General features: G+C 63.7%; 15 protein-coding genes and 1 pseudogene. 6 read left to right on the forward strand and 10 right to left on the reverse strand.

Going from position 1 to position 23,347, the window contains the following annotated elements; translation table 11 throughout:
• Positions 1 to 86: 86 nt before the first annotated feature.
• From NKI37_RS14970 to NKI37_RS14990, 5 genes are all read left to right on the forward strand, one after another.
• Positions 87 to 8,666 (forward strand): glycoside hydrolase family 94 protein, encoded by an 8,580-nt coding sequence (locus NKI37_RS14970; RefSeq protein WP_023826107.1) that lies wholly within the window; start codon positions 87 to 89, stop codon positions 8,664 to 8,666.
• A 343-nt stretch (positions 8,667 to 9,009) separates the two neighbouring features.
• Positions 9,010 to 10,782, forward strand: coding sequence for a glucan ABC transporter ATP-binding protein/ permease (locus NKI37_RS14975; RefSeq protein WP_023672897.1), 1,773 nt, complete (start codon positions 9,010 to 9,012; stop codon positions 10,780 to 10,782).
• Positions 10,783 to 10,952: 170 nt separating this feature from the next.
• The gene (locus tag NKI37_RS14980; protein ID WP_023672896.1) at positions 10,953 to 11,705 is read left to right on the forward strand and encodes a heme ABC transporter permease; all 753 of its coding nucleotides are present in this window, start codon (positions 10,953 to 10,955) and stop codon (positions 11,703 to 11,705) included.
• A gap of 201 nt (positions 11,706 to 11,906) precedes the next feature.
• Positions 11,907 to 12,590: an outer membrane protein gene (locus tag NKI37_RS14985; protein WP_023672895.1), complete on the forward strand. Its 684-nt coding sequence runs from the start codon at positions 11,907 to 11,909 to the stop codon at positions 12,588 to 12,590.
• A 77-nt stretch (positions 12,591 to 12,667) separates the two neighbouring features.
• Positions 12,668 to 14,257, forward strand: a complete 1,590-nt coding sequence (locus NKI37_RS14990; protein ID WP_023705781.1) for a tetratricopeptide repeat-containing sulfotransferase family protein — start codon at positions 12,668 to 12,670, stop codon at positions 14,255 to 14,257.
• 47 nt (positions 14,258 to 14,304) lie between these two features.
• Here the strand turns inward: NKI37_RS14990 and NKI37_RS14995 are convergent, their stop codons facing one another.
• The 3 genes and pseudogenes from NKI37_RS14995 to NKI37_RS15005 form a co-directional block, all read right to left on the reverse strand.
• The gene (locus tag NKI37_RS14995; protein ID WP_023672893.1) at positions 14,305 to 14,601 is read right to left on the reverse strand and encodes an addiction module antidote protein; all 297 of its coding nucleotides are present in this window, start codon (positions 14,599 to 14,601) and stop codon (positions 14,305 to 14,307) included.
• Positions 14,594 to 14,898 (reverse strand): annotated as a pseudogene (locus NKI37_RS15000) (type II toxin-antitoxin system RelE/ParE family toxin). The gene NKI37_RS14995 and the pseudogene NKI37_RS15000 overlap by 8 nt, the downstream one beginning before the upstream one ends.
• Positions 14,899 to 14,967: 69 nt before the next feature.
• A complete protein-coding gene (locus NKI37_RS15005; RefSeq protein ID WP_352790519.1) occupies positions 14,968 to 16,026 on the reverse strand; it encodes a D-TA family PLP-dependent enzyme in 1,059 nt (352 codons plus the stop codon).
• Positions 16,027 to 16,176: 150 nt separating this feature from the next.
• Here NKI37_RS15005 and NKI37_RS15010 point away from each other — a divergent pair, with 150 nt between their 5' ends.
• Positions 16,177 to 16,863: a D-lyxose/D-mannose family sugar isomerase gene (locus NKI37_RS15010; protein WP_352790517.1), complete on the forward strand. Its 687-nt coding sequence runs from the start codon at positions 16,177 to 16,179 to the stop codon at positions 16,861 to 16,863.
• A gap of 35 nt (positions 16,864 to 16,898) precedes the next feature.
• Here NKI37_RS15010 and NKI37_RS15015 read toward each other — a convergent pair whose 3' ends face one another.
• Genes NKI37_RS15015 through NKI37_RS15045 form a run of 7 tightly spaced genes read right to left on the reverse strand, consistent with a single transcriptional unit; the run spans position 16,899 to position 23,217 of the window.
• Positions 16,899 to 17,246 (reverse strand): hypothetical protein, encoded by a 348-nt coding sequence (locus tag NKI37_RS15015; RefSeq protein ID WP_023829525.1) that lies wholly within the window; start codon positions 17,244 to 17,246, stop codon positions 16,899 to 16,901.
• Positions 17,247 to 17,260: 14 nt separating this feature from the next.
• Positions 17,261 to 18,127, reverse strand: coding sequence for an RDD family protein (locus tag NKI37_RS15020; protein ID WP_352790515.1), 867 nt, complete (start codon positions 18,125 to 18,127; stop codon positions 17,261 to 17,263).
• On the reverse strand, positions 18,114 to 19,133 hold the full coding sequence (locus NKI37_RS15025; protein WP_352463655.1) for a stage II sporulation protein M: 1,020 nt from the start codon (positions 19,131 to 19,133) through the stop codon (positions 18,114 to 18,116). The genes NKI37_RS15020 and NKI37_RS15025 overlap by 14 nt, the downstream gene beginning before the upstream one ends.
• Positions 19,130 to 20,440: a DUF58 domain-containing protein gene (locus NKI37_RS15030; protein WP_352790512.1), complete on the reverse strand. Its 1,311-nt coding sequence runs from the start codon at positions 20,438 to 20,440 to the stop codon at positions 19,130 to 19,132. The genes NKI37_RS15025 and NKI37_RS15030 overlap by 4 nt, the downstream gene beginning before the upstream one ends.
• A complete protein-coding gene (locus NKI37_RS15035) occupies positions 20,437 to 21,393 on the reverse strand; it encodes an AAA family ATPase (RefSeq protein ID WP_023698037.1) in 957 nt (318 codons plus the stop codon). The genes NKI37_RS15030 and NKI37_RS15035 overlap by 4 nt, the downstream gene beginning before the upstream one ends.
• On the reverse strand, positions 21,380 to 22,588 hold the full coding sequence (locus NKI37_RS15040; RefSeq protein ID WP_023715252.1) for a hypothetical protein: 1,209 nt from the start codon (positions 22,586 to 22,588) through the stop codon (positions 21,380 to 21,382). The genes NKI37_RS15035 and NKI37_RS15040 overlap by 14 nt, the downstream gene beginning before the upstream one ends.
• Positions 22,585 to 23,217: a DUF4129 domain-containing protein gene (locus NKI37_RS15045; protein ID WP_023682900.1), complete on the reverse strand. Its 633-nt coding sequence runs from the start codon at positions 23,215 to 23,217 to the stop codon at positions 22,585 to 22,587. The genes NKI37_RS15040 and NKI37_RS15045 overlap by 4 nt, the downstream gene beginning before the upstream one ends.
• Between the last annotated feature and the right edge of the window lie 130 nt (positions 23,218 to 23,347).

The raw sequence follows: 23,347 nt of genomic DNA on the forward strand, positions 1-23,347 counted from the left end.
ATCATGCAACCAATTGCATTTGAATCGGTTTTAGGGACATTGCCGTGGCGGTGGCGCCGCATCGCGTCCCCCATGCGGAATTTTCAATGAATATCCAGACAAATCCTGCCCATATCGAAAAGTCCAGCGCCGGCTTCCCGGTCATCACCGAAGAGCCGATACGCTCCAATTTCCTGCCCGAAGAGCGGCTGCGCGCGCTGGGCGAAAGCCTCGCCAAGGGCGACATCAAGGACCTGTTCGGCCTGACGCAGTTCGATTTCCAGGCCCGCATCCGCGACAGCGCCAAGAAAATCCTCGAAGTCTACCGCTCGACCAATGCCGCCCAGGCCAAGGGCGAAACCATCACGCCTGCCGCGCAATGGCTGCTCGACAACAATTATCTCGTCGAGGAGACCATTTTTCAGGTGAAGCGCGACCTGCCGCGTCGTTTCTACCGGCAGTTGCCGACCCTGGAAGTGGCCAACCGCGCCGCGGTGCCGCGCGCGCTGGCCCTGGCCTGGAGCTATGTCGCCCATTCCGACAGTTCGGTTTCGGCGACCATGTTCAAATCCATCGTCGAGGGTTTTCAGTCGGTCGAGCCGCTCAAGATCGGCGAATTGTGGGCGCTGCCGTCGCTGCTGCGCTTCGTTTTGATCGAGAATCTGCGCCGCATCGCCGTGCGCGTCGACCGCACCAGGCAGATGCGCCATATCGCCAACGAGGTCGCCGACCGCGTGCTGGCGACCGACGACAATGCAGACCGCCGGAAGATCCTGTCGGGCTACGGCGCGCATGCGCAGGACACCACCTTCGCCACCCAGTTGCTCTACCGCCTGCGCGACGGCTCGCAGAATGCCGGCAGGGCGCTGGAATGGCTGGAGGTCGAGCTCGAGAAAACCGGCTCCGACGCCGAGGAAATCATCATTTCCGAGCATCGCACGCTGTCCAGCGGCAATGTCACCACCGGCAACATCATCCGCGGCCTGCGCCTCATCAACGACGTCGACTGGACGGTGTGGTTCGAGGGCGTCAGCCGCATCGACACGCTGTTGCGCGAGCGCACCGATTTCGCCGCGCTCGATTTCTTTTCGCGCGACCAGTACCGCACGTCGATCGAGCAACTGGCGCGGCGCTCCGACCTGTCCGAATTCCGTGTCGCCGAAAAGGCCATCGAGCTGGCCAGCCATGTTCCCGGGGTCACCGATGCCTCCGGCGTGCCGGATGCATCAGCCGATCCGGCCATGCATACCGATGTCGGCTTCTTCCTGGTCGGCCCGCGCCGGCCGGATCTGGAAAAGGCGATCGGCTATCGGCCGCCCTTCCATGTGACCTTCAAGCGCGCCTTCACCGCCACGGGCTGGCTCGGCATCGTTGTGCCGGTCTTCCTGCTGACGGTGCTGCTGCTGGTTGTCTCCGGCAATGCGCTTGCCCATCTCGGCCTGTCGGTGGAATCCATCACGCTGATGCTGGCGCTGTTTGCGGTGCCTGCCAGCGAAGGCGCGCTCGCCTTCTTCAACACCGTTGTTTCACTGTTCCTGAAGCCGACGCGGCTCGTCGGCTATGACTACAAGCACGGCATTCCGGCGGCATCACGCACCTTGGTCGTGGTGCCGTCGCTGATCGGCTCGCGCGATGATGTCGAGGAAAACATCCGCAACATCGAGGTGCATCACCTCGCCAACACGGCCGAAGAAATCCATTTCGCGCTGCTGTCCGACTGGCCGGATTCCAAGACCGAGATCGACGCCGCCGACATCGAAATCCTGCAATATGCGCGCGACGAGATCGCCAGGCTCAATGCCCGTTATCCCTCGGAAGGCGCGCCGCGTTTCTATATCCTGCATCGCCGCCGGCTCTACAACCAGGCGCAGGGCGCCTGGATGGGCTGGGAGCGCAAGCGCGGCAAGCTGCATGAGCTGAACCTTCTCTTGCGCGGCGACAGCGACACCACCTTCCTGCCGCTCGACGTGCCGCTGCCGGAAAAGGTCGTCTATGTCATGACGCTCGACGCCGACACGCGCACCACGCGCGACGCCGTGTCGTCACTGGTCGGCAAGCTCGCCCATCCGCTCAACCGCCCGCATTTTGACGCGACAAAGCGCGTCGTTACCGCCGGCTACACCATTCTGCAGCCGCGCATCACAGCCTCGCTCACCAGCGGCGACGACGCTTCTTTCTTCCAGCGCGTCTTCTCGTCCAACAGCGGTCTCGATCCTTACGTCTTTGCCGTCTCGGATCTCTACCAGGACGTCTTCAGCGACGGCTCCTTCACCGGCAAGGGCCTTTATCACGTCGACGCTTTCGAGGCGGCGCTGCAGGGCCGCATCGAGGAAAACACCGTCCTCAGCCACGATCTGCTCGAAGGTGCGCTGGCGCGCGCAGCACTTGTCACCGACGTCGAACTGGTCGAGGACTATCCTACCCGCTACTCGGTCGACGCCTCGCGCCACCACCGCTGGGCGCGCGGCGACTGGCAGCTGCTGCGCTTCATCTTCTCGCCGCGTTCCGGCGTGCCGGCGCTGTCGCGCTGGAAGATGGTCGACAATCTGCGCCGCTCGCTGACCCCGATCTTCTGGGTGATGGCGGCGATCGCCGGCTGGACGCTGCTGCCCTTCACGCAGGCCGCGCAGTGGCAGGCGCTGCTGATCCTGTCGCTGTTCATGGCGCCGACCTTCGATGTCGTCAACGCCATCCTGCCCAAGAGCGGCGACCAGACGCCGCGCGGCCATTTCTCCGCACTGGCGCACGACACCGTCTTCGGCACGGCCCTTGTGGCGCTGAAAGTGCTGTTGATGGCGCACAATGCCTGGATGATGGGCGACGCCATCGTGCGCACGCTCTACCGCCTGTTCGTCAGCCGCCAGAACCTGCTGGAATGGCGCACCGCGTCGCAGGCGCACAAGGGCGGCGACAACGATATCGGCTCCTATTACAGCATGATGTATGGCGCCGTGATCATCGGCGTCGTCGGTCTCGCTATCCCCGTGCTGGCCGATTCCACCGGTGCCTTCGTCGCCTTCTTCTTCGCTCTGTTCTGGATCGGTTCGCCGGCGGTTGCCTGCTGGATCAGCCGCTCGGCCGAGACCGAGGACCGCCTGCGCATATCGCAAGCCGACATCCACGCGCTGCGCACCGTGGCGCGCCGCACCTGGCATTATTTCGAAACCTTCGTCACGGCCGAGCACCACAATCTGCCGCCCGACAATTTCCAGGAAAGCCCGGCGCCGGTTGTGGCGCCGCGGACGTCGCCGACCAATATCGGCGTCTACCTGCTGTCGGTGGTGTCGGCACGCGATTTCGGCTGGATTGCGCTCTCCGACGCCATCACTCGCATCGACGCCACGATGACGACCATCGAGAGCATGCCGCGCAACCGCGGCCACCTCTTCAACTGGTACGACACCACGACGCTCAAGCCGCTCTATCCGCTCTACATCTCGGCCGTCGACAGCGGCAATCTGGCCGGACATCTGGTCGCGGTGGCGGCGGCCTGTGCCGAGTGGGCGGAAGCCCCGTCCGTTCACCTGCAGGGCGATTTCGAAGGCGTCCTCGACACGGTGAGTATCCTCGACGAGAGCCTCGAGGAATTGCCTGACGACCGCCGGCAACTGCGGCCGTTGCGCCAGCGTCTGGCCGATCGCCTCGATGGCATGCGGCGCGCCGTCATGACCATCAAGGCGCAGCCGGAGATGGCCTCGATCCGCACCATTAACCTGGCCGTGCTTGCCGGCGAGATCCGCAAGCTCGCCACCGCCATCCACACCGAGGCCGGATCGCAGCGCAGCGACATTATCGCCGACTGGGCGGCACGGCTGGAAGCGACCTGCGAGGCGCATGTGCATGACTCGCACAGCGACGAAAACGCCGTCGAAGCCTTGCGCGCCAAGCTGCTGGCGCTGCGCGAACGCTGCCGCCGCTATGCCTTCGAGATGGATTTCTCTTTCCTGATGCGTCAGGAGCGCAAACTGCTCTCGATCGGCTACCGGGTCGAGGAGCACCAGCTCGATGAGAGCTGCTACGATCTGCTCGCCTCCGAGGCGCGGCTGACCAGCCTGTTCGCCATCGCCAAGGGTGACCTGCCGACGGAGCATTGGTTCCGGCTTGGAAGGCCGATCGTCGAGATCGGCTTCCAGGGTGCGCTGATGTCCTGGTCGGGCTCGATGTTCGAGTATCTGATGCCGCCACTGGTGATGAAGGAACCGCAGGGCTCGATCCTCAACCAGACCAGCAAGCTGATCATCAAGCGTCAGATCCAGTACGCGCGTTCGAAGAACGTGCCCTGGGGCATTTCGGAAGCGGCCTACAATGCCCGCGACCGCGAACTGACCTACCAGTATACCAATTTCGGCGTGCCCGGACTTGGCCTCAAGCGCGGCCTTGGCCAGAACACGGTGATCGCCCCTTACGCCACGATCCTCGCGGCGCAGTTCACACCGCGCGAATCCGTCCAGAATCTGGCTAGGCTGCGCTCCATCGGCGCTCTCGGCCGGCATGGCTTTTACGACGCCGTCGACTTCACGCCGCAGCGCGTGCCGGAAGGCACCGACCACGCTGTTGTCCTGAACTACATGGCGCATCACTCCGGCATGTCGATCGCCGCCGTTGCCGACGCCATCTTCGAGGGCCGGCTGCGCGACCGCTTCCACAGCGATCCGGTGATCGAGTCTGCCGAACTCCTGCTGCAGGAGAGGGCGCCGCGCGACATCCCGACCGCCACGGTCAGGACCGAAGCCGACGAGCGCTCGAAGGACGAGACCGAGGTCGAGAGCCCGGATTCGCGCATCGTCCTCGACCCGCTGAGGGCGTTGCGCGCCACCAGCGTCATGTCCAATGGCCGCTACTCCGTCATGGTCTCGGCCACCGGTTCCGGTTACAGCCGCTGGGGCGAACTCGCCGTCACCCGTTGGCAGCCCGACCCGACCGAAGACCGGCTCGGCTCCTACATCTTCCTGCGCGACGCCGGCAGCGGCGACTGGTGGTCGGCCACCGCGGAGCCGAAGCAGGCGACCGGCGAGAGAGTGCAGACGCTGTTTTCCGACGACAAGGCGAGCTTCGTCAAAACAGTGGGCTCGCTTCGTTCGGAGGTCGAATGCATCGTCATCTCGGAAGGCAATGGCGAGGGACGGCGCGTCACGCTCTACAACGACGGCGCCACTGACCGGCATATCGAGGTGACCTCCTTTGCCGAGCTGGTGCTGGGCAACGAAGCCTCCGACAATGCCCATCCTGCGTTCTCGAAAATGTTTATCGAGACCGAGATCGCCGCCAATAACGGCGCCATCTTTGCCACCAGGCGCAAGCGCGAGAAGAACGAGCCTGACGTCACCATGGTGCATTTCGTCACCGATCCGTCCGGGTCGGCGCGCGATGCCGAGGCCGAAACCGACCGCCGTGCCTTCATCGGCCGTGGCCGTACCATCGCGGAAGCGGCGGCCTTCGATCCCGGCGCCAAGCTTGGCGGTCACCACGGCTTCACCCTCGATCCGGTAGCGGCCCTGCGCCGCCAGGTGCGGGTGCCGGCCAACAAGAAGATATCGCTGACCTTCTGGACCGCCGTCGGCGCCAACCGCGCCGAACTGGACGAGGCCATCGCCAGGCTCGACCATCCCGAAAGTTTTGCTCGCCAGGCGATGCTTGCCTGGACGCGTTCGCAGGTGCAGACCCGCCATCTTGGTCTCAGCCTGACCGACGCCGCCAACGTGCAGAAGCTGGCGCGCTTCCTGATCTATCCCGATCCGTTCCTGCGCCTGCCCGGCGAATCCATCGCTTCGGGGCTGGGCAAGCAGTCCAGCCTGTGGCCGACCAGCATTTCGGGCGATTTCCCGATCTTCCTGGTCCGCATCGGCGACGTGGCCGACCTCGAAATTGTCGCCCAGGCGCTGCGCTTCCAGGAGTATATGCGCGCCCGCGGCATGATGATCGACTTCGTGGTCGTCAACGAGCAGGCATCGTCCTATGTCCAGGACCTGCAGCGCGCGGTCGAAACGCTGTGCGAAAACAGCCGCCTGCGCGGCAAGGAACTCGGGCCGCGCCAGCACATCTTCGCCGTGCGCCGCGACCTGATGGACGAGGCGACGTACAAGACGCTGCTGGCGGTTGCCCGCGTGGTTCTGCACACGCGCAACGGCACCATCTTCGACCAGATCGAACGCGCCGAGGCGGCAACCTTGCAAGCACGCGATGGCCTGCAGCCGGCGGCCCCCGCGTCACTGCGCGAGCCGTCTCTGCCGGTGCCGGCGGCGCCTGCATACCATGCCGCGTCCGACAGCAGCGCCGACGGCAGCGGCCTCAGCCAGTGGAACGGCTTCGGCGGTTTCGAAGGCGATGGCCGTCACTATGTCACGCGTCTCACCGGCCGGCGCACGACTCCGCAGCCCTGGATCAACGTCGTCTCGAACGCCTCGTTCGGATTCCATGTCTCGGCCGAAGGCGCTGCCTTCACCTGGAGCCGCAACAGCCGCGATTACCAACTGACGCCATGGTCGAACGATCCGGTCACCAACCGGCCGGGCGAGGGCATCTACATCTACGATCAGGCCAGCGGCAAGGCATTCTCGCCGCTGGCTGCCGTGGTCCGCGATCCCTCGATGACCTATGAGACATGGCACGGCCAGGGCTTCTCGACCTTCCGATCCAAACGCGGCCCGCTGTCAATGGATCTGACGCACGTCGTCGATCCCGTCGATCCAGTGAAGATCACGCGGCTGCGCATCCAGAACTCGGGCTCGGCGCCGGCGCGGCTGCGCATCTATGCCTATGCCGAATGGGTTCTCGGCAGCCATCGCTCGAGCACGGCTGCGACCATCATCCCGTCCAGGGATCCAGCGACCGGCGCGCTTCTGGCGCAAAACCCCTACGGTCTCGATTTCGGCGACCGGGTGGCCTTCCTGGCCGCCACCGGTCCGGTGCATTCGGTGACAGCCGATCGTGGCGAGTTCATCGGCAGGCAGGGCACCAGCGCCTTCCCGCACACTGTCGTCAGCGGCGCCGGCCTGTCGGGCCGCGTCGAGGCCGGCGACGATCCGTGCGCAGCTGTCGCCAGCGACATCGACATCCCTGCCGGCGGCGACGTCACGCTGGTCTGGCTGCTTGGCGACGCCGCTACATCAGCCGAAGCGAGCGCGTTGGTGCAGACCCATTCGGGCAAGGATTTCGACCAGCGGCTGGCCGATAATGAACGCGTCTGGCGCGGCTTCCTCGACACCATCCAGGTCGAGACGCCCGACAAGGCGCTCGACGCCATGGTCAATCACTGGCTGCCCTATCAGAGCCTGGCCTGCCGCATCCGCGCCCGCTCGGCCTTTTATCAGGCAAGCGGCGCCTTCGGCTTCCGCGACCAGCTACAGGACACGCTGGCCCTGCTTGCGCATGATCCGAAACTGGCGCGCAACCAGATCCTCAATGCGGCGCGCCGGCAGTTCCCCGAAGGCGACGTCCAGCATTGGTGGTTGCCGCGCACCGACGCCGGCGTGCGCACTATGATCTCCGACGATGTGGTCTGGCTGGCGCATGCCACCAATCGCTACATCGAGGTGACCGGCGATACAGGGATCCTGAAGGAGCAGCTGCCTTTCATCGACGGGCAGGTGTTGGGCGAGGGCGAGCACGACGCCTTCTTCACGCCGGAAATCTCCAAGACGAGCGCTTCGCTTTACGACCATTGCGCGCGCGCGCTCGACCTTGCGGTCAAGCGCAGCAGCCCGGCCGGGCTGCCGCTGATCCTCGGCGGCGACTGGAACGACGGCATGAACCGCGTCGGCGAAGCCGGCAAGGGGGAGAGTGTCTGGCTCGGCTGGTTCCTTTTGAAGACGCTGGGCGACTTTACCACCGTGGCCAAGGGGCAGGGCGACACCAAGCGGGCGCAGGCCTGGACAAAACACGCCGATGTGCTGAAGCGGGCGCTGGAAAGCACCGCCTGGGACGGCCAGTGGTATCGCCGCGGCAGCTACGATGACGGCACGCCGCTTGGCTCGCACAATTCGGACGAGTGCAAGATCGACTCCATCGCGCAGTCGTGGAGCGTGCTCTCCGGCGAGGGCGACCCCGCGCGCTCGACCACGGCGATGCAGCAGGCGACGAACCTGCTGGTCGACGACAAGCTCAAGATCGTCAAACTGTTTACCCCGGCCTTCCAGAACACGAGAAAGGACCCTGGTTACATCAAGAGTTATCCGCCGGGCGTGCGCGAGAACGGCGGCCAGTACACCCATGCGGCGACCTGGTTCGTGATCGCGCTCGCCGAAATGGGCCGCACCGACGATGCCTATCGCTGCTTCTCGATGCTGAACCCGGTCAACCATGCGCTCGACGATGCATCGGCCGAGCATTATCGCGTCGAGCCGTACGTCGTCGCCGCCGACATCTATTCCGGTGAGGACAAGGGCGGTCGCGGCGGCTGGACCTGGTATACGGGCTCAGCGGGATGGCTCTACCGTGCTGCGGTCGAAGGCATTCTGGGCATTGAGCGGCGGGGCAAGCAGATCACGTTCCGGCCGAAACTGCCCAGCCATTGGGACGGCTATTCTGCCACGCTGAAGATGCTGGGGTCGGAGATCAAGGTTCGCGTCATCCGCGACAAAAAGGCCAAATCCATCTCGCTCGAAGTCAATGGAACCAAGACAAAATCTTCCGGTTTTCAGCCGAAAGCCGGCGACAAGACCGAGGTGGTCGTCAAGATACCCTCGTAAAATCAAAGGCTTCAGGTTATTGACGCGCGCCTTTCGAAGCGCGCGTTTTCTACTTCGGCATGCTCCTGGCGCAGAACGGCGTGCCTTCCCGATAACGGCGGTCCAAGCGTGCAGTGACTAAAAATGTGGCAGGGCCAGCTGCTGCCATGATTTTGCCGCAAGACTGACATTTCACCTTTTATCTCAAACCGTTAGGTGATCACGGCAGATTTCGCAACGTCGTCATCTTTTGTTCGCAGAATGGGAACGGAAGAGGTAGACGGGCATTGTTTTGCGACCCGTTAACCGGTACGTGTCAAGAAATGGTGCGGTGCACAATAATGTTTTGGGCGGAGTAGCTGAAGTGTCACTTCTGCAAATCTACTGGAGAGCGCTGGGTTATCTCGCAGCCGACAGGAAGCGCGTTGCGTTTATCTGCGGTGCGAATGTCGCGCTCGCCATTATCGCCATCCTCGAGCCGATCATGTTCGGCCGGGTAATCGACGCCATCTCCGATAAGGGTTCGGTGTTTTCGACGCTGGCGCTGTGGGCCGGTCTCGGCGCCTTTAACATCGTCGCCTTCGTGCTGGTGGCGCGCGGCGCCGACCGTTTTGCCCACAAGCGGCGCAGCGAGGTGCTGTGCCAGTCGTTCGAGCGCGTGATCACCATGCCGCTCGCCTGGCACCACCAGCGCGGCACCTCCAACGCGCTGCACACGCTGCTGCGCGCCGTCGAGACGCTGTTCAGCCTGTGGCTTGAATTCATGCGCCAGCATCTGTCGACGGCTGTTGCGCTGGCTCTGCTGATTCCGACCGCTATAAGCATGGATCTTCGCATGTCGCTGGTGCTGATGGCGCTGGGCGTTCTCTATGTCGGCATCGGCCGGCTTGTGATGAAGCGCACCAAGGCGGGCCAGGCCGCGGTCGAGCGCCACTACCATCAGGTGTTCGCGCATGTGACCGACTCGGTCAGCAATGTCGCCGTGCTGCAGAGCTACAACCGTCTCGGCCACGAGGCCGATACGCTGCGCCGCTATGTCAAGAACCTGCTCGACGCGCAGAACCCGGTGCTCGACTGGTGGGCGATGGCCAATGCGCTGCACCGCCTGTCGTCGACCATTTCGATGATGGTTGTGCTTTTGATCGGCGCCTATCTGGTCACCCATGGCCAGCTCAAGATCGGCGACGTCATCGCCTTCACCGGCTTTGCCACGCTGCTGATTGCCCGCCTCGACCAGATGTCGGCTTTCGCCAACCAGATTTCCGAAGCCCGCGCCAAGCTCGAGGACTTCTATCACCTCGAGGATTCGGCCGCCGACTCCGCCGAGCCGGACGGCTTGCGCGACCTCACCAACGTCACCGGCCATGTCCGCTTCGAGAATGTCGGCTTCGAGTTTGCCAATTCGCGGCAGGGCGTCGACGACGTCTCCTTCGAGGTCCAGGCCGGGCAGACGGTTGCCATCGTCGGCCCGACCGGCGCCGGCAAGACGACGCTGATCAACCTCTTGCAGCGCGTCTTCTCGCCGTCTCATGGCCGTATCCTGATCGACGGCATCGACACCCGCACGGTGACCCGCAAGTCGCTGCGTCATTCGATCGCCACCGTCTTCCAGGATGCCGGCCTGCTCAACCGCTCGATCGAGGACAACATCCGCGTCGGTCGTGCCGAGGCGACTTATGACGAGGTTCACGCCGCCGCCAACGCGGCTGCCGCGCAGGATTTCATCCTTGCCAAGAGCGCCGGTTACGACACCGTCGTTGGCGAGCGCGGCGGCCAGCTTTCGGGCGGCGAGCGTCAGCGCATCGCCATTGCCCGCGCCGTGCTCAAGGACGCACCGATCCTGGTGCTCGACGAGGCGACGAGCGCGCTCGACGTCGAGACCGAGGACCGCGTCAAGGAAGCCATCGACGAACTGAGGCGCAACCGCACCACCTTCATCATCGCCCACCGCCTGACCACCGTTCGCGACGCCGACCTGGTCGTGTTCATGGACAAGGGCAAGGTGGTCGAGATGGGCGGCTTCGCCGAACTGTCGCTGCGCAATGGCCGTTTCGCCAGCCTGTTGCGCGCCGGCGGCCTGCTCAACGACGAGGAAGTCCGCCGTCTCAGCCGCACGGTGAATATCGAAGCGGCGTAGGCTTTTTTACCTCCCCCATGTGGGGAGGTCGGACCCGTAGGGTCCGGGTGGAGGTAGTGCCCCACCACCCCCACCCCGCTGCTTTGCAGCGACCTCCCCACAAGGGAGAGGGTAAGCACTGCGACAACCGCTCGATTGCCCCGAACGCGCCGCCGGTCTATCTAGACCTTATGAGCGACACCTCCTCACGCCTCGCCGGCTGGACCGACCTCGCCAACCCGACGCGCTTTGTCGGGCTGGCCGACAGGCTGGTGCCGTGGCTGGCGTCGATCGCCGCGATCCTGCTAGCCATCGGTCTCTATATGAGCTTTGCCGCGCCTGAGGATTTCCAGCAGGGCATCACGGTGCGCATCATGTACATCCACGTGCCTTTCGCCTGGCTCGCCATGATGTGCTACACGGTGATGGCGGTCGCCGCGCTCGGTACGCTGGTCTGGCGCCATCCGCTGGCCGACGTCGCGCTGAAATCTGCAGCCCCGATCGGCGCCACCTTCACCGCGCTTGCGCTGGTCACCGGCTCCATCTGGGGCAAGCCGATGTGGGGCACCTGGTGGGTGTGGGATGCCCGCCTGACCTCAGTCTTCATCCTCTTCCTGATGTATCTCGGCATCATCGCGCTGACGCGCGCGCTGGATGACGCCAGCCGTGCCGCCTGGGCCGCCGCCATCATCACGCTGGTCGGCTTCATCAACATCCCGATCATCAAATTCTCGGTCGACTGGTGGAACACGCTGCACCAGCCGGCCTCGGTGTTCCGGCTCGGCGGACCGACGATCGATCCCAGCCTGCTATGGCCGCTGCTGGTGATGGCGCTCGGCTTCACCGTGCTGTTCTTCGCGCTGCACCTGACGGTGATGCGCACCGAGATCCGCCGCCGGCGGGTGATCTCCATGCGCAGGGTGGCGGCAAGGCAGGCCGACTAGCGCGATTTCAAACGGAAGGGACAGCCATGCGCCTGCCGCCAGAAACATTAGCATGTGCTGCTATGTTGCGGTGCGGCAACAAGAATTCTCAAAAGATCGTTCCCGACCTCGCTTTGCTCCTTGATCTCGTTTGCGTTCTTGACAGCTCGGCCGCCAAGCAAGAGTGATATTAGTCACTAGTTGTTGCGAGGGGATTCGACGATGAAACTGTGCCTGCTGGCTGGCGTTTCGACATTTGCATTGGCGCTTGGCTGGAGTTCGGCCTACGCCGCAGACGCGCTTGTCGACGTGCCGAGGGCGGAGGATCTCTGGTACGTCACGCTCTTCGGCGGCGCCAGCTTTGCCAACAATGTGAAGACGGACTACGATAGTGGTCGGTATTCCGTGGATCTTGACAGTGGGTTCGTGATCGGCGGCGCTGTCGGTCGGCGGATCAACGACACGTTCCGCGTGGAAGGCGAACTGTCCTACGCGCGCTACAAGGCAAGCGAGTACAGCTTCAGCTTCCCTCCTGCCGACCAAGGTTCCGGCCCAGCTTCCGGCAATCTGTCGGCCACCTATCTTCTCGCCAACGTCTGGGCCGATGTTGCGCATTTTGGTGATGCCAAACTCTATGTCGGCGGCGGTCTCGGCGCGGCCTATGTTACCGCCGATACTCATTTTGATGGCCACGCCTATGGATACGGGCCTGGCGGCTGGGGTTTCGCCGGCCAGGTGGGCGCCGGTGTTACCTACGCGGTAACGCAGAATGTCGACCTCGATTTCGGTTACCGCTTCAAGGCCGTGACAAGCGTGGATCTAGACGACAATGATGGCGGCGGCACATACGAGAACGCCAAATTGTACTCCCACAATCTCCAGCTTGGCGTTACCCTAAAGTTCTGATTGGTTCGTCGCAGGTCGCGACCGGGATCTGACGGATGCCGCTCTTGCCACGCCGGCAACCCCTGGGTCTGCCGGCAATGATCTCAGCCTCGCTGCCGACCGCCGGTGAGCCGGCGGAAAAGACATTGCAGCGCGGCATCGACCTGCAACGGCGCAAGCGTTTTCGCGAGGCCGAGTTCTGCTACCAGACGGTGCTTCGCACGCAGCCCAAAAATGCCATGGCGCTGAACCTGATGGGCACGCTCGCCATCGAGGCCGAGCATCATGACGCCGCCATTGCCTATATGGAAAGGGCGGTCAAGCTCGAACCGGACAACGCCATCTTCCGCAACAATCTCGGCAATGCCTACAATGTCACCGGCAACGTCGACAAGGCGCGCAGACATCTGAGAAAGGCGATCGAGCTCGACGGAGGGCTCATCGAAGCGCTGTGCAATCTCGGCCGCTCCTATCGTAGCCAGCTCGAGGGCGACATTGCCGAAGGGTTCTATCGCCAGGCGCTGGCTATCGACGGCCAGTCGGTGATGGCACTTGCCGGTATGGGCGATTTGCTCACCGACATTGGCCGGCCGGCCGAGGCGGTCGAATGCTTCAGCAAGGCCCTTGCCATCGACCCGGGCCATGTCGAGGCGCTGGCTGGAATGGCGCTTGCGCGCCGGGCGGTCAAGGACGATCCGACGTTGCCTTTGGTGCTGAAACGCCTGGAATTGCCGACAACCACCGATCGCGAGCGGGTAGTGCTGCACCACGCCGCCGGCAAGATGCTCAACGATCAGCGCGAGTATGGCCCGGCCATCCGCCATTTCGCGAGGGCCAAGGCGATTTCCGGCAATGATTTCGACATCGACCGGCACACCCAGCTTTACGACAGCTTCATCGACACTTTCGACGCTGGCTTCTTCAAGACGCGAGCCAGTTTGGGAAATCCATCCAGGCGCCCGGTCTTCATCGTCGGCATGCCCCGGTCGGGAACGACGCTGACCGAGCAGATATGCGCCAGCCATCGCGATATCTATGGCGCCGGCGAGTTGTCGACCATTCGTTCACTTGCCGGCGAACTTGGGTTCGACAAGCTCGACCCAGCCATTTTCACCAAGGGCATGGCGGCGCTCACTGCGGCCAAGGCCAAGGAGCTTGGATCGAAGTATCTCGACGATCTCAGCAGACGCAACAGCAAGGCGCGGCTTGTCGTCGACAAGATGCCGCATAATTTCGAGCTGCTGGCCTTCATCAGCCTGATCTTGCCGAACGCCCGCATCATCCATTGCCGGCGTGACCCGATGGACAATTGCGCGTCCTGTTTCATGCATAATTTTTCCGAGGCGCACGGCTATAATGCCGATCTTACCAAGCTTGGGCAGTATTACCGGCAGTATGACCGCCTGATGCGCCATTGGACCAAGGTCATCCCGCTGAATATCCACGACATGCCCTACGAAGAAACGGTCGCCGATTTCGAAAATCGCGCCCGTGGATTGATCGGATTCCTCGGCATCGAGTGGGACGATGCCTGCCTGCGTTTCAACGAGACCGAGCGCACCGTGCGGACGCCGAGCCGCTGGCAGGTGCGCCAGCCGATCTATTCATCCTCGGTCGAGCGCTGGAAGCTGTATGGCGACGCGCTGGATCCGCTGAAGGCGGCGCTGGGTCCGGTTTATCCGTCCTGATTTCAGTTGGCCCGAACAACCTCGCGCTCGACGCGCGCTGGCGTAGATTAGACCTGAGTTGCATCGTGCTTTGGGGCCAAATGAAAGCCGAATGCTTTCATGACCGCCAGTGTGGTTTCCAGCGTAGGATTACCGTTTTCGCTGAGCGAGGTATAAAGATGCTCGCGAGCCAAGCCGGTCTTTCTGGCAATGTTGCTCATCCCCTTGGCGCGGGCAACGACACCGAGGGCGGACGCGACGAATTTGGCGTCTCCGGTTTCCATTGCCTCTGCCAGAAACGCCTCGATTGCCGTATCGGAATCGAGCATTTCGGCGGGATCGAAATCATAGATTTTTTCAACCATTGTCGTCACTCCATTCTACGGCCAGGCGCTTTGCTGTCCGTATGTCGGTTTCTTGTGAACTTTTATCCCCGCCGCACAGGAGCAGGATGACCGTTTCACCGCGCTTATGAAATAAACGCGATAGCCGGGCCCATAGTGAATGCGCAATTCACTGATGCCTTCACCCACTGGGGCCACGTCGCCGGGATTTCCTACAATCAAACATTGCAGCCGAACGGCAATTGCCGCCTTGGCTCTTCCGTCTTTCAGCTTTTGGTGCCACCTCCGAAAGGTGGCTGTCTGCTTCAGGATTGCCATGGTGGCTAGTAAGTTATAAATTACAATTCGTCAATGTCGAAATAGGGCGAGCCTCCAAAACGAAAAGCCTCACTCCATCCGCCCACGCGCTTCCACCTTCAGCGTTTCCAGCACCTTGTCACCGTCGATCAGATGCACCTGGTCGAACAGGTTGGTCACGACGCAGCAATGATCAGGCACCACGCGCACGCGCTCGCCAATGCGAAGCTTCGCACCATTTCCAAGCGTGACCGTGCCATGTTCCTCGCTCAAGCTGGTGACGCGGGCGCCGGGCATGCCGAGCAGCTCGCCAAAATCGGGGAGCCCCAGCGTGTCGCTGGACAGCGCCTTGCTGCCGCTGTCGAGGATGGCGCGGGCCGGCGTCGGATGGCTGACCACGGTGGCGAGCACCGTCAGCGCACAATCGTCGAGCGTGCCGACGCCTTTGGCGACCTGGTAGCGGTCGAGATAGATGTAGGTGCCGGGGCGGTATTCGGTAACGACGCTGTCCTCGCCGGAGCGCCACATATCAGGCGTGCCGCCGCTTGAAATGCGATCACAGGCGAGACCCGAGGCCGCGAGCGTTTGCTTGGCGCCGGCCAGCCAGGATTCAGCCTCGGCGGCGCGGCCGGCCGCGGGGTAGGTCATCAGCCCGCCGAAGGTGAGCCCCTTGGCTTGGTCGATCAACTTCGCCAGTGCCAGCGCCTCGGCGGCGCTCTGCACGCCGCAACGGCCCATGCCGGTGTCGCATTCGACCAGGACGGGCAGGGGGTGCCAGGTATCGGTGAAGGTGGCGGCGAGCCCATCCAGCGTTTCGAGGCTGTCCACCGTCACTGACAGTGTCACACGGCCATGCAGCGCCTTGAGGCGCTCCAGCTTGGCGCGGCCAAGGATGTTGTAGGGCAGAAAAATATCGGTCAGCCCGGCATCGGCCATCACCTCGGCTTCGCCGATCTTCTGGCAGGTGATGCCGACCGCGCCGGCCGCCACCTGCTTCTTCGCCCAATAAGGCAGCTTGTGCGTCTTGATGTGCGGCCTGAGTTTCAGCCCGTGGCGGTCGGCATGCGCCTGCGCTCGTGTGATGTTGGCTTCGGCGCGGGCTGCGTCGATGAGGATCGCCGGCGTGTCGAGGTCGTCTATGCCTTGCATGAAATATCACCCTGGGAAATCTGGCTGACTTATGGCCCCGATCCGCACGGATGTCATGGGGCCAGCACGCAGTTTGCGTCGACACCGCAGCGCTGTTCGGCTATGCGCTTCAGATAACTCCAGGGAACGCGACGCGAAGGGATCACGATCATGAAACGCTCCACCGTCAACGACATCATCCGCGATGCAGACGCCTTCATCCGCTCGTTCGGCTACATCATGCCGCCCTTCGCCTACTGGAGCCCGGAAGAGATGAAGGCGCGCAAGGCCGACTCCGCCGCCATTTTCACCTCGCGGCTCGGTTGGGACATCACCGATTACGGCCAGGAAAAATTCGACGAACTCGGCCTGTTCCTGTTCACCGTTCGCAACGGCGTCTATGCCGACATGAAGAAGGGCATGGGCATGCTTTATGCCGAGAAGATCATGATCTCGCGCAAGGATCAGCTGTCGCCGATGCACCGCCACAACATCAAGGCCGAGGACATCATCAACCGCGGCGGCGGTAAGCTCGTGCTTGAACTGTTCATGCATGATCGCGACGGCGGCATCGATCCGAAGGCCGAAGTGACGGTGCCGGTCGACGGCACCATCCACAGGCTGCCGGCAGGCGGGCTCCTGAAGCTCGACCCGGGCCAGAGCGTGACGCTGCTGCCCGGCGTCTGGCACGCCTTCTGGGCCGAGGGCAAGGATGTGCTGATCGGCGAGGTCTCGACCGTCAATGACGATCTCACCGACAACGTCTTCCGCGAGCCGATCGGCCGCTTCTCCAACATCGAAGAGGACGTTGCCCCGGTGCACCTTTTGGTGTCCGACTATGAGAAGTGGGTGGGGTAGGCGACGGTACGGTCACCGCCCCAGGTGCCAGATGGTCAGTCCCAGTTCAACTGCTGATGGAATGTCCAAATGCTAATCGTGCTGTCGTCCTTGTAGCTCGTACTGTGCAGGCAAAGAACGATATCGACGGTCGGTGGCGCTTCGATCCTCGCTGTGATCAGACGGGTCCCCTCAGGTGCGATGCCTACGCCTGAGCTCATTTTCCAATTCCCACCGACTTCCCGAAGCCGGTGGGAGGAGTCTGCGAATTGCTCCATCATCGATGCATCGTTAGAAAATGGTGCATCCGTGAGCTTGACGAATTCGTTCCAGGATCCCGAGATCGCGGCCTGAATGGCGCGTTCAATCCTGGCTTCTTCTGCTTCGCTGACGCGAACCGGCATCCCGGAACTCCGATCTAGCGCTGATATTTATCCGCCTTGCGTGTTCCCAGCAGAAGCTTGCGCTCGAGTTGAGCCCGCAGCTCGCCATAATAGGCGGTTAGGAAAGCCCTGGAATCGACCGGCTCGATCGTCATGCCGATCTTGCGCCCGATCGTCTCGGCCACGGCTTTCAGGGCGAAATAGTCGTCGCGGCGCAGCACTTCCTCCAGCTTGTGCAGTTCGGCGATGCCATAGGCATCGAGCTGCGCCTGGGTGAAGCGGAAGGCGCGGGTGGTGGTGTCCTGGTGTTGCGACAGGTCTTCGGCCAGCGCCAGTTTCGGCGCCTCGACAACCCACGTTCCGGCCAAAAGGTCGCCGATGCGCATGCGGTCGCGGTTGAACAGCGGGAAGAGCGCAAACAGCAGCGTCCACACCAGTCCGAAGATCGTCGTCAGCGTGTCGGCGAGCCCCATCTCGCTGCGGCCGAGGATGATCGACAGCGGCAGGAAGATCTCGATCTCGCGCATCAGGTTGCGGGCGATGACCTGATCGACCGAAAGGCCGGCGCCGCTGCGCGACGCCACCCGGATGCCGAGCATCCGTTTGCCGGGCGTGGCGGCGCGGCGGCCGGCTTCGAAGACGATGAAATAGGCGTTGCGCAGGAAGAAGATCAGGATGATCCAGACGATGAACAGCGGCTGCGCGCCTTCGCCTTTGAGGCCGGCCAGCCCGAACAGTGCAACGATCGAGATCACGATCGCCGTGACGATGATGATGACAAAGTCGAGCAGGAAGGCGGCGGCGCGGGTGCCGGCATCGGCGAGCTTGATCCGGAGATCGACCCCTTCCGGCGTGATCAGCGGCCGTATCGTCGAGACGGCAGCGCGCCTAGCGGTCGCCATGCCGCACCACCCTGAACACATAGAAATAGCAAAGCCACAGCGTCAGCATGACGCCGCCAATGGCATAGCGTGTCACGTCGCTGGTGATCACCTGCCTGCCGATGCCTTCGAGCAGGCCGGCAAACAAAAGCATAATCGTCACCCCGACCATGGTGGTTGCGGCCACGCGCCCGGCATCGGCTGCCGCCGTCATCCGCGTCAGTTCGCCGGGGAAGGCGATGCGCGTGCCGATGCGCATGCCGGCGGCGCCCGCCAAGGCGATCGCGAACATCTCGGTGGTGCCGTGGATGGACAGCCAGCCGCCCAGCTCCAGCCCGAGCCCCTTGGCGATGTAGATCTGGAACATCGCGCCAAGCAGGCAGCCATTCATCAGGATCAAGAGCACGCTCGGCACCGCGAAGGCAAAGCCCAGCGCGAAGGCCAGGATCGCCACCTGGACATTGTGCGTGAACAGATAGGCGGCGAAGCCCGACAGGAAATTGCTGTCGGCGCCGTCATAAAGCACCTGTCGCAGGACTTCGACTGAGGCATCCGGGTTGCGCCCGCCGGCCAGGCTCGGCGGAATGATGGCGTCGAACCAGCCCTTGTCTTTGGCCACCAGCCAGTAGCCGGCGCCGGCGCCGACAAAGGTCAGGACGACCGACAGCAAGGTCTCGCGCCACAAATCGCGAATTGCATGCGGCCAGTCATGCAGAAAGAAATCGCCGATGCGCTGCCGCAAGCCGCGACGCGCGCCATAGAGGTAGAAGTAGCCGCGCAGGCAAAGCGCTTCGAGATAGCTGACCAGCGCATTGTCGAGCGACGTCGCCCGCGCCACCGAAAGCGAGGACAGCGCCGAGCGGTAGAGCAATGGCAGCGACAGCAGTTCGTCTTCCGATAGCGTGCGTGGCGCACGTTTCTCGACCCGGGCAAGCAGCGCCTCGAACGCCTTCCAGTCGGCCTCGCGCTCCGAACGGAAGCTCGCCAGCGACTGGCGCACCGCATCCTTGCCGACCAGCGCGTTCACAACAGATCCTCCCGCTTTAGCTCGAGATAGCGCTCGACCAGCGCCGGTCCGAGCCTCTGATGGTCGGCTTCGATGACATGCGCGCCGAGCAGCCTGAGCCTGCCGATGACGACCTGCCTTTCGCGCAGCAGCCCGCCGGCGACGACCGAGCGCGCCACATCCTCCGGTGCGTCCGGCGGCATGTCGGCCAGTGTCTCCAGTTCGACATCCTTCATCATCATGAACAGCACCAGATGCCGTTCGGTGAGCCGACCGACGGTGCGCAGCATCAGTTCGGCGCTGATCGGATCGACGAAGTCGGTGAAGATGATCACCAGCGAACGCCGGTCGAGCTTTGCTGCAAGGGTCGTCAGCGCCAGGGTGAAATTGGTCTCTTCGGTGGAATAGTCGATCTCCGCCGCCCGCTTCTGGATCATGGCGAAGCTGGCGGAGCCGCGCACGGCGCCGCTGGAGACGCGCGGCCGCGCATCGAAGCCGAACAGGGAGACCATGTCGCCGCCCTTCAGCGCAATGAACGCCGACAGCAAGGCGGCGGTGACCGCGCGGTCGACCTTCGGCACGCCGTCGACGGGCTCGCACATCAGCCGGCCGCTATCGATGGCCAGCACGATGTTGTTGTTCTCCTCGATACGGAATTCGCGCGCCAGAAGCCTGCCGTGGCGGGCGCTGCGCTTCCAGTCGATCATGCGCCGGCCCATGCCGGGCTGGTAGTCCTTGAGCGCCTCGAATTCGCGGCCCTGGCCGGCGCGGCGCTGCGCATGTCCGTCGGGCAGCGCCTGGCGCTGCAGAAGCGTGATCGCCTCGTCGCGGGCGCTGCTGACGTTGGGCAGCACCGCCACCTTGCCGTCCATCGGCAGCACGACCTGGTTCCAGACCAAGCCGAACGGCCCGCGCCAGCGCACCCACAGACGGTCGAACCTGGCAATGCCGCGCCGCAGCGCCTGAAATCTGAGATCGAGCGATGCGCTGCCGGCCTCGGCGGTCAACGCGCCGCCGGTGCCGCCCAGCGGTTGCAGCCGCTCGTCATGGCCAAGACGCGCCTGCACGGCGCGCGGCCGTCCGCCGAGCCTGGCGGTGACATTGACGGTGAGCTGGCCGCCGACGCTGACCTGCGGCGGGGCGTGGATGCTGGCGTTCAGAGAAGCCCGTCCGCGCCCGGCGGCCGCGTCCACGGCCAGGAAAGCAAGCAGCGCGCAGATCCACAACAGGCCGAGATACCACAGCGACGGCAGCGCGAGCGCGATCAGGAAGGCCGGTATTGCACCGGCCGCACCTGCCCAGACTGCCCGGCCGCTCGGATAAATCAACGTGGCGCTTCCGTCTGGTCTACAAGGTCGGTCACGATCTGTTCGACCAGGCGGCCGTCGATCTGCGCCGCAGGCGACAGGATCACCCGGTGGCGCAGCGCCGGCACGGCAAGCGCCTTGACGTCGTCGGGGATGACATAGGCGCGTCCGTCGAGCGCCGCCCGGGCGCGCGCGGCTCTCGCCAGCATGGCGCCCGCGCGCGGGCTGGCGCCGACTTCCAGATCGGGGCTTTCGCGCGTAGCCCGCACCAGCCTTGCGATATAGTCGACGACATCGTCGACCAGCGTGACCCCGCCGACGGTCGCCAGCGCCTTTTCCAGCGTCTTGCGGTCGGCCTGGGCGGTGATGCCGTACTGCTTGATGTCGTGCGAGGCGGTGCCGCCGCCATGGTGGATGATGATCGCCTTTTCCTCTTCCGCGCCGGGGTAGCTCACCCGGTGCTTGAACAGGAAACGGTCGAGCTGCGCCTCGGGCAGAGGATAGACGCCCTGATGTTCGATAGGGTTCTGCGTCGCCACCACCATGAAGTTCGGGCCGAGCGCATGAGTGGTGCCGTCGAAGGTGACGGCATGCTCCTGCATCGCCTCCAAAAGGGCAGCCTGGGTCTTGGGCGGCGTGCGGTTGATCTCGTCGGCGAGCAAAAGGTCGCAGAAGATCGGGCCGCGCGTCAGCGTGAATTGCCCGGTCTGGAAATTGTAGATGTTGGAACCGACGATATCGCCGGGCATCAGGTCGGGTGTGAACTGGATGCGGCCATAGGCGACGCCCAGCGCCTGGGCAAAGCAGCGCGCCGTCATCGTCTTGGCCGTGCCCGGCGGTCCTTCGAGCAATATATGCCCGCCGGCGAACAATGCCGTGAGCATCAGATCGACCGTATCGTGTTGCCCGGTGATGGCCTTGGCCACCTCTTCCCTGATCTGTGTCGCCAGGGCCTTCACATCATCGACGTTCACCGAGCCTCCTTGCCGTCCAGTCGTGCAGCTTTTCGGCTGCATCATGCATTTGTGTCAGGGTCTTTGCCGCGTTCGCAGCTTGCAGGCGGGTCGTGAACCCGCCGGCTTCGTCCTTGTCGCGGGAATCGAGCCAGCGGTCGAGCGCTTCGCCCTGCAAACCGTGCGGCGCGCCGAGCAGCGCGCCGGCGCGCACGCGTGCCAGTGCTCCATAGCGGTCGCCCAGTTCCTCCAGCCGGCCGGCGCGGCGCAACAGCATCGCCGTGGTATCGACCAGCGCGCGCTTGCCGAAGGCGATGGCGCGCTGATCGGCCCGTGGCGGCCCGAACCGGCCAAGGCCATGCAGGAAGGCAAGTGCCGCCGCCGCCAGGATGGTCAGCGTCAGCGCCAGGAAGGGCGGCTCGACCAGAAGCTTGGCGAGATCGTATTTTCGCCCGACGCCATGCAGCGTCAGGTCGAACATGACGGCACCCTCTTCGGGCTGGAGGAGCTCGATCAGCTTGAGCGCCGCCGCCGCCTTGTCGGGATCTTTCAAGCCAGCGTTGTTGATGAGATCGGGGTCCGTCAGAATGTAGAACCGCTCGTCTTCGACCTCGGTCAGCACGGCCTTGCCGTTGCCGGCGGCAATCAGCGGGTGTTCGTCGGCCACCCATTGCAACTGGCCGGGAACGCTGACCATTTGCCCTGAGACGTCGAGTTGCTTGACCGTGGTCTCACCTTCGCCGAGCTTGGCCTTGGCGATGCGGCCGAGCCAGTCGTTGACCACCACATCCGGCAGCCGCTGGATCTTCATCTCCCAGCCTTCGTGCAAGGCCAGCGGCAAGGTCGCCCATTTGGGCAGCACGAACAGCGTATCCAGGCCCTTGCGAAGCTTGATGATGTTGGCAAGCGCATCCGGGTCGCTGTCGGGCGAAATGGTGACGATCAGGAGGTTCGTGTCGATCTGAAGATCGCTGTCGGACCGCGCCATGTCGGGCGCTTCGCCGGTCAGCTCCAGCCATTGCGCCAGACCGGCATAGCCGATGCCGCTCTTCGACAGCGGCGTTGCGCCACCGACGCTCGGCTGGCGAAAGTCGGGCGCATAGGTGGACAACAGGAAGAAGCCTGCGGCCGCGAGCAGGCTGGCGAAAATGCCCCAGAACAGCGTCCTGCGGCTGAACGGTTCCTGCTGGGCGATGTCGGCTGTCGCGTCACTCACGTCCAGGCATCCCTGAAGACGAATCGCTCATAGGCGCTGCGCGCCTCCTGCCAGCCCTCGGGCCCGACCGGCCGGCGCGCGAACAGAGCGGCCTCGACGATGCGCGCGATCTGGGTAAAGGCGCCACGCGCCCGCGTTGGCAGCGACGCCGCTCCCGCGATATCGCGCGCGGTCAGCGACGGGCGCAGAAAGTCGGGCAGGCGGCCGGCAATGTCGGCAACGCTGCGGCGCAGCAGGAGATGCACCGCCTCGTCATACTCGCCCCGGGCGGCGAGCGCATCGGCTTCCGACAACAGGATCTGCGCGGCGCCAACGTCGGGGTGCCATATCGCTTCCGCCTCGGTCACGCTCTTTTTGCGCCACCAGGGCAGGCGCCAGGCGACGCCTTTCACTTCAAGGACAATTAGCAGCAGAATGATCGCGGCACCTGTGATCACCGCGCCCCAGAACAGGTAGATCATGTACGGGCCGAGCGATTTCAGGAACTCGCCCAGCGGTCTCAGCCACTCGGGTGTCTCGGGTGGTCTGTAGGCCGGCAGGTCGAACTGGATCGAATCGTCTGACAGCAACTGCTTGTGCAGTTTGGCCAGCCATTCGGCTTGCGCAGCGTCCGGCTGTGCAGCAGTCACCTTTTCGCCCCCATGCAACCTGCGGTTCGCGGGCCGACACTGGCAATGCAGCGCAACATTTGCAAGTGGGCTAGACGAGTGTCGTTAATCTTGGCAAATTTACTGCTGCAATCGTCGGCCAATATTCAGC

It is taken from the genome of Mesorhizobium sp. M0626 (assembly GCF_040320665.1).
GTDB lineage: Bacteria > Pseudomonadota > Alphaproteobacteria > Rhizobiales > Rhizobiaceae > Mesorhizobium.

Bases quoted from the DNA above. Each gene is read 5' to 3' on its own strand.
- NKI37_RS14990 (WP_023705781.1), top strand. From the start codon at position 12,668: ATGATCTCAGCCTCGCTGCCGACCGCCGGTGAGCCGGCGGAAAAGACA.
- NKI37_RS14980 (WP_023672896.1), top strand. From the start codon at position 10,953: ATGAGCGACACCTCCTCACGCCTCGCCGGCTGGACCGACCTCGCCAAC.
- NKI37_RS15020 (WP_352790515.1), bottom strand. From the start codon at position 18,127: ATGGCGACCGCTAGGCGCGCTGCCGTCTCGACGATACGGCCGCTGATC.
- NKI37_RS15010 (WP_352790517.1), top strand. From the start codon at position 16,177: ATGAAACGCTCCACCGTCAACGACATCATCCGCGATGCAGACGCCTTC.
- NKI37_RS14985 (WP_023672895.1), top strand. From the start codon at position 11,907: ATGAAACTGTGCCTGCTGGCTGGCGTTTCGACATTTGCATTGGCGCTT.
- NKI37_RS15005 (WP_352790519.1), bottom strand. From the start codon at position 16,026: ATGCAAGGCATAGACGACCTCGACACGCCGGCGATCCTCATCGACGCA.
- NKI37_RS15015 (WP_023829525.1), bottom strand. From the start codon at position 17,246: ATGCCGGTTCGCGTCAGCGAAGCAGAAGAAGCCAGGATTGAACGCGCC.
- NKI37_RS14995 (WP_023672893.1), bottom strand. From the start codon at position 14,601: ATGGTTGAAAAAATCTATGATTTCGATCCCGCCGAAATGCTCGATTCC.
- NKI37_RS14970 (WP_023826107.1), top strand. From the start codon at position 87: ATGAATATCCAGACAAATCCTGCCCATATCGAAAAGTCCAGCGCCGGC.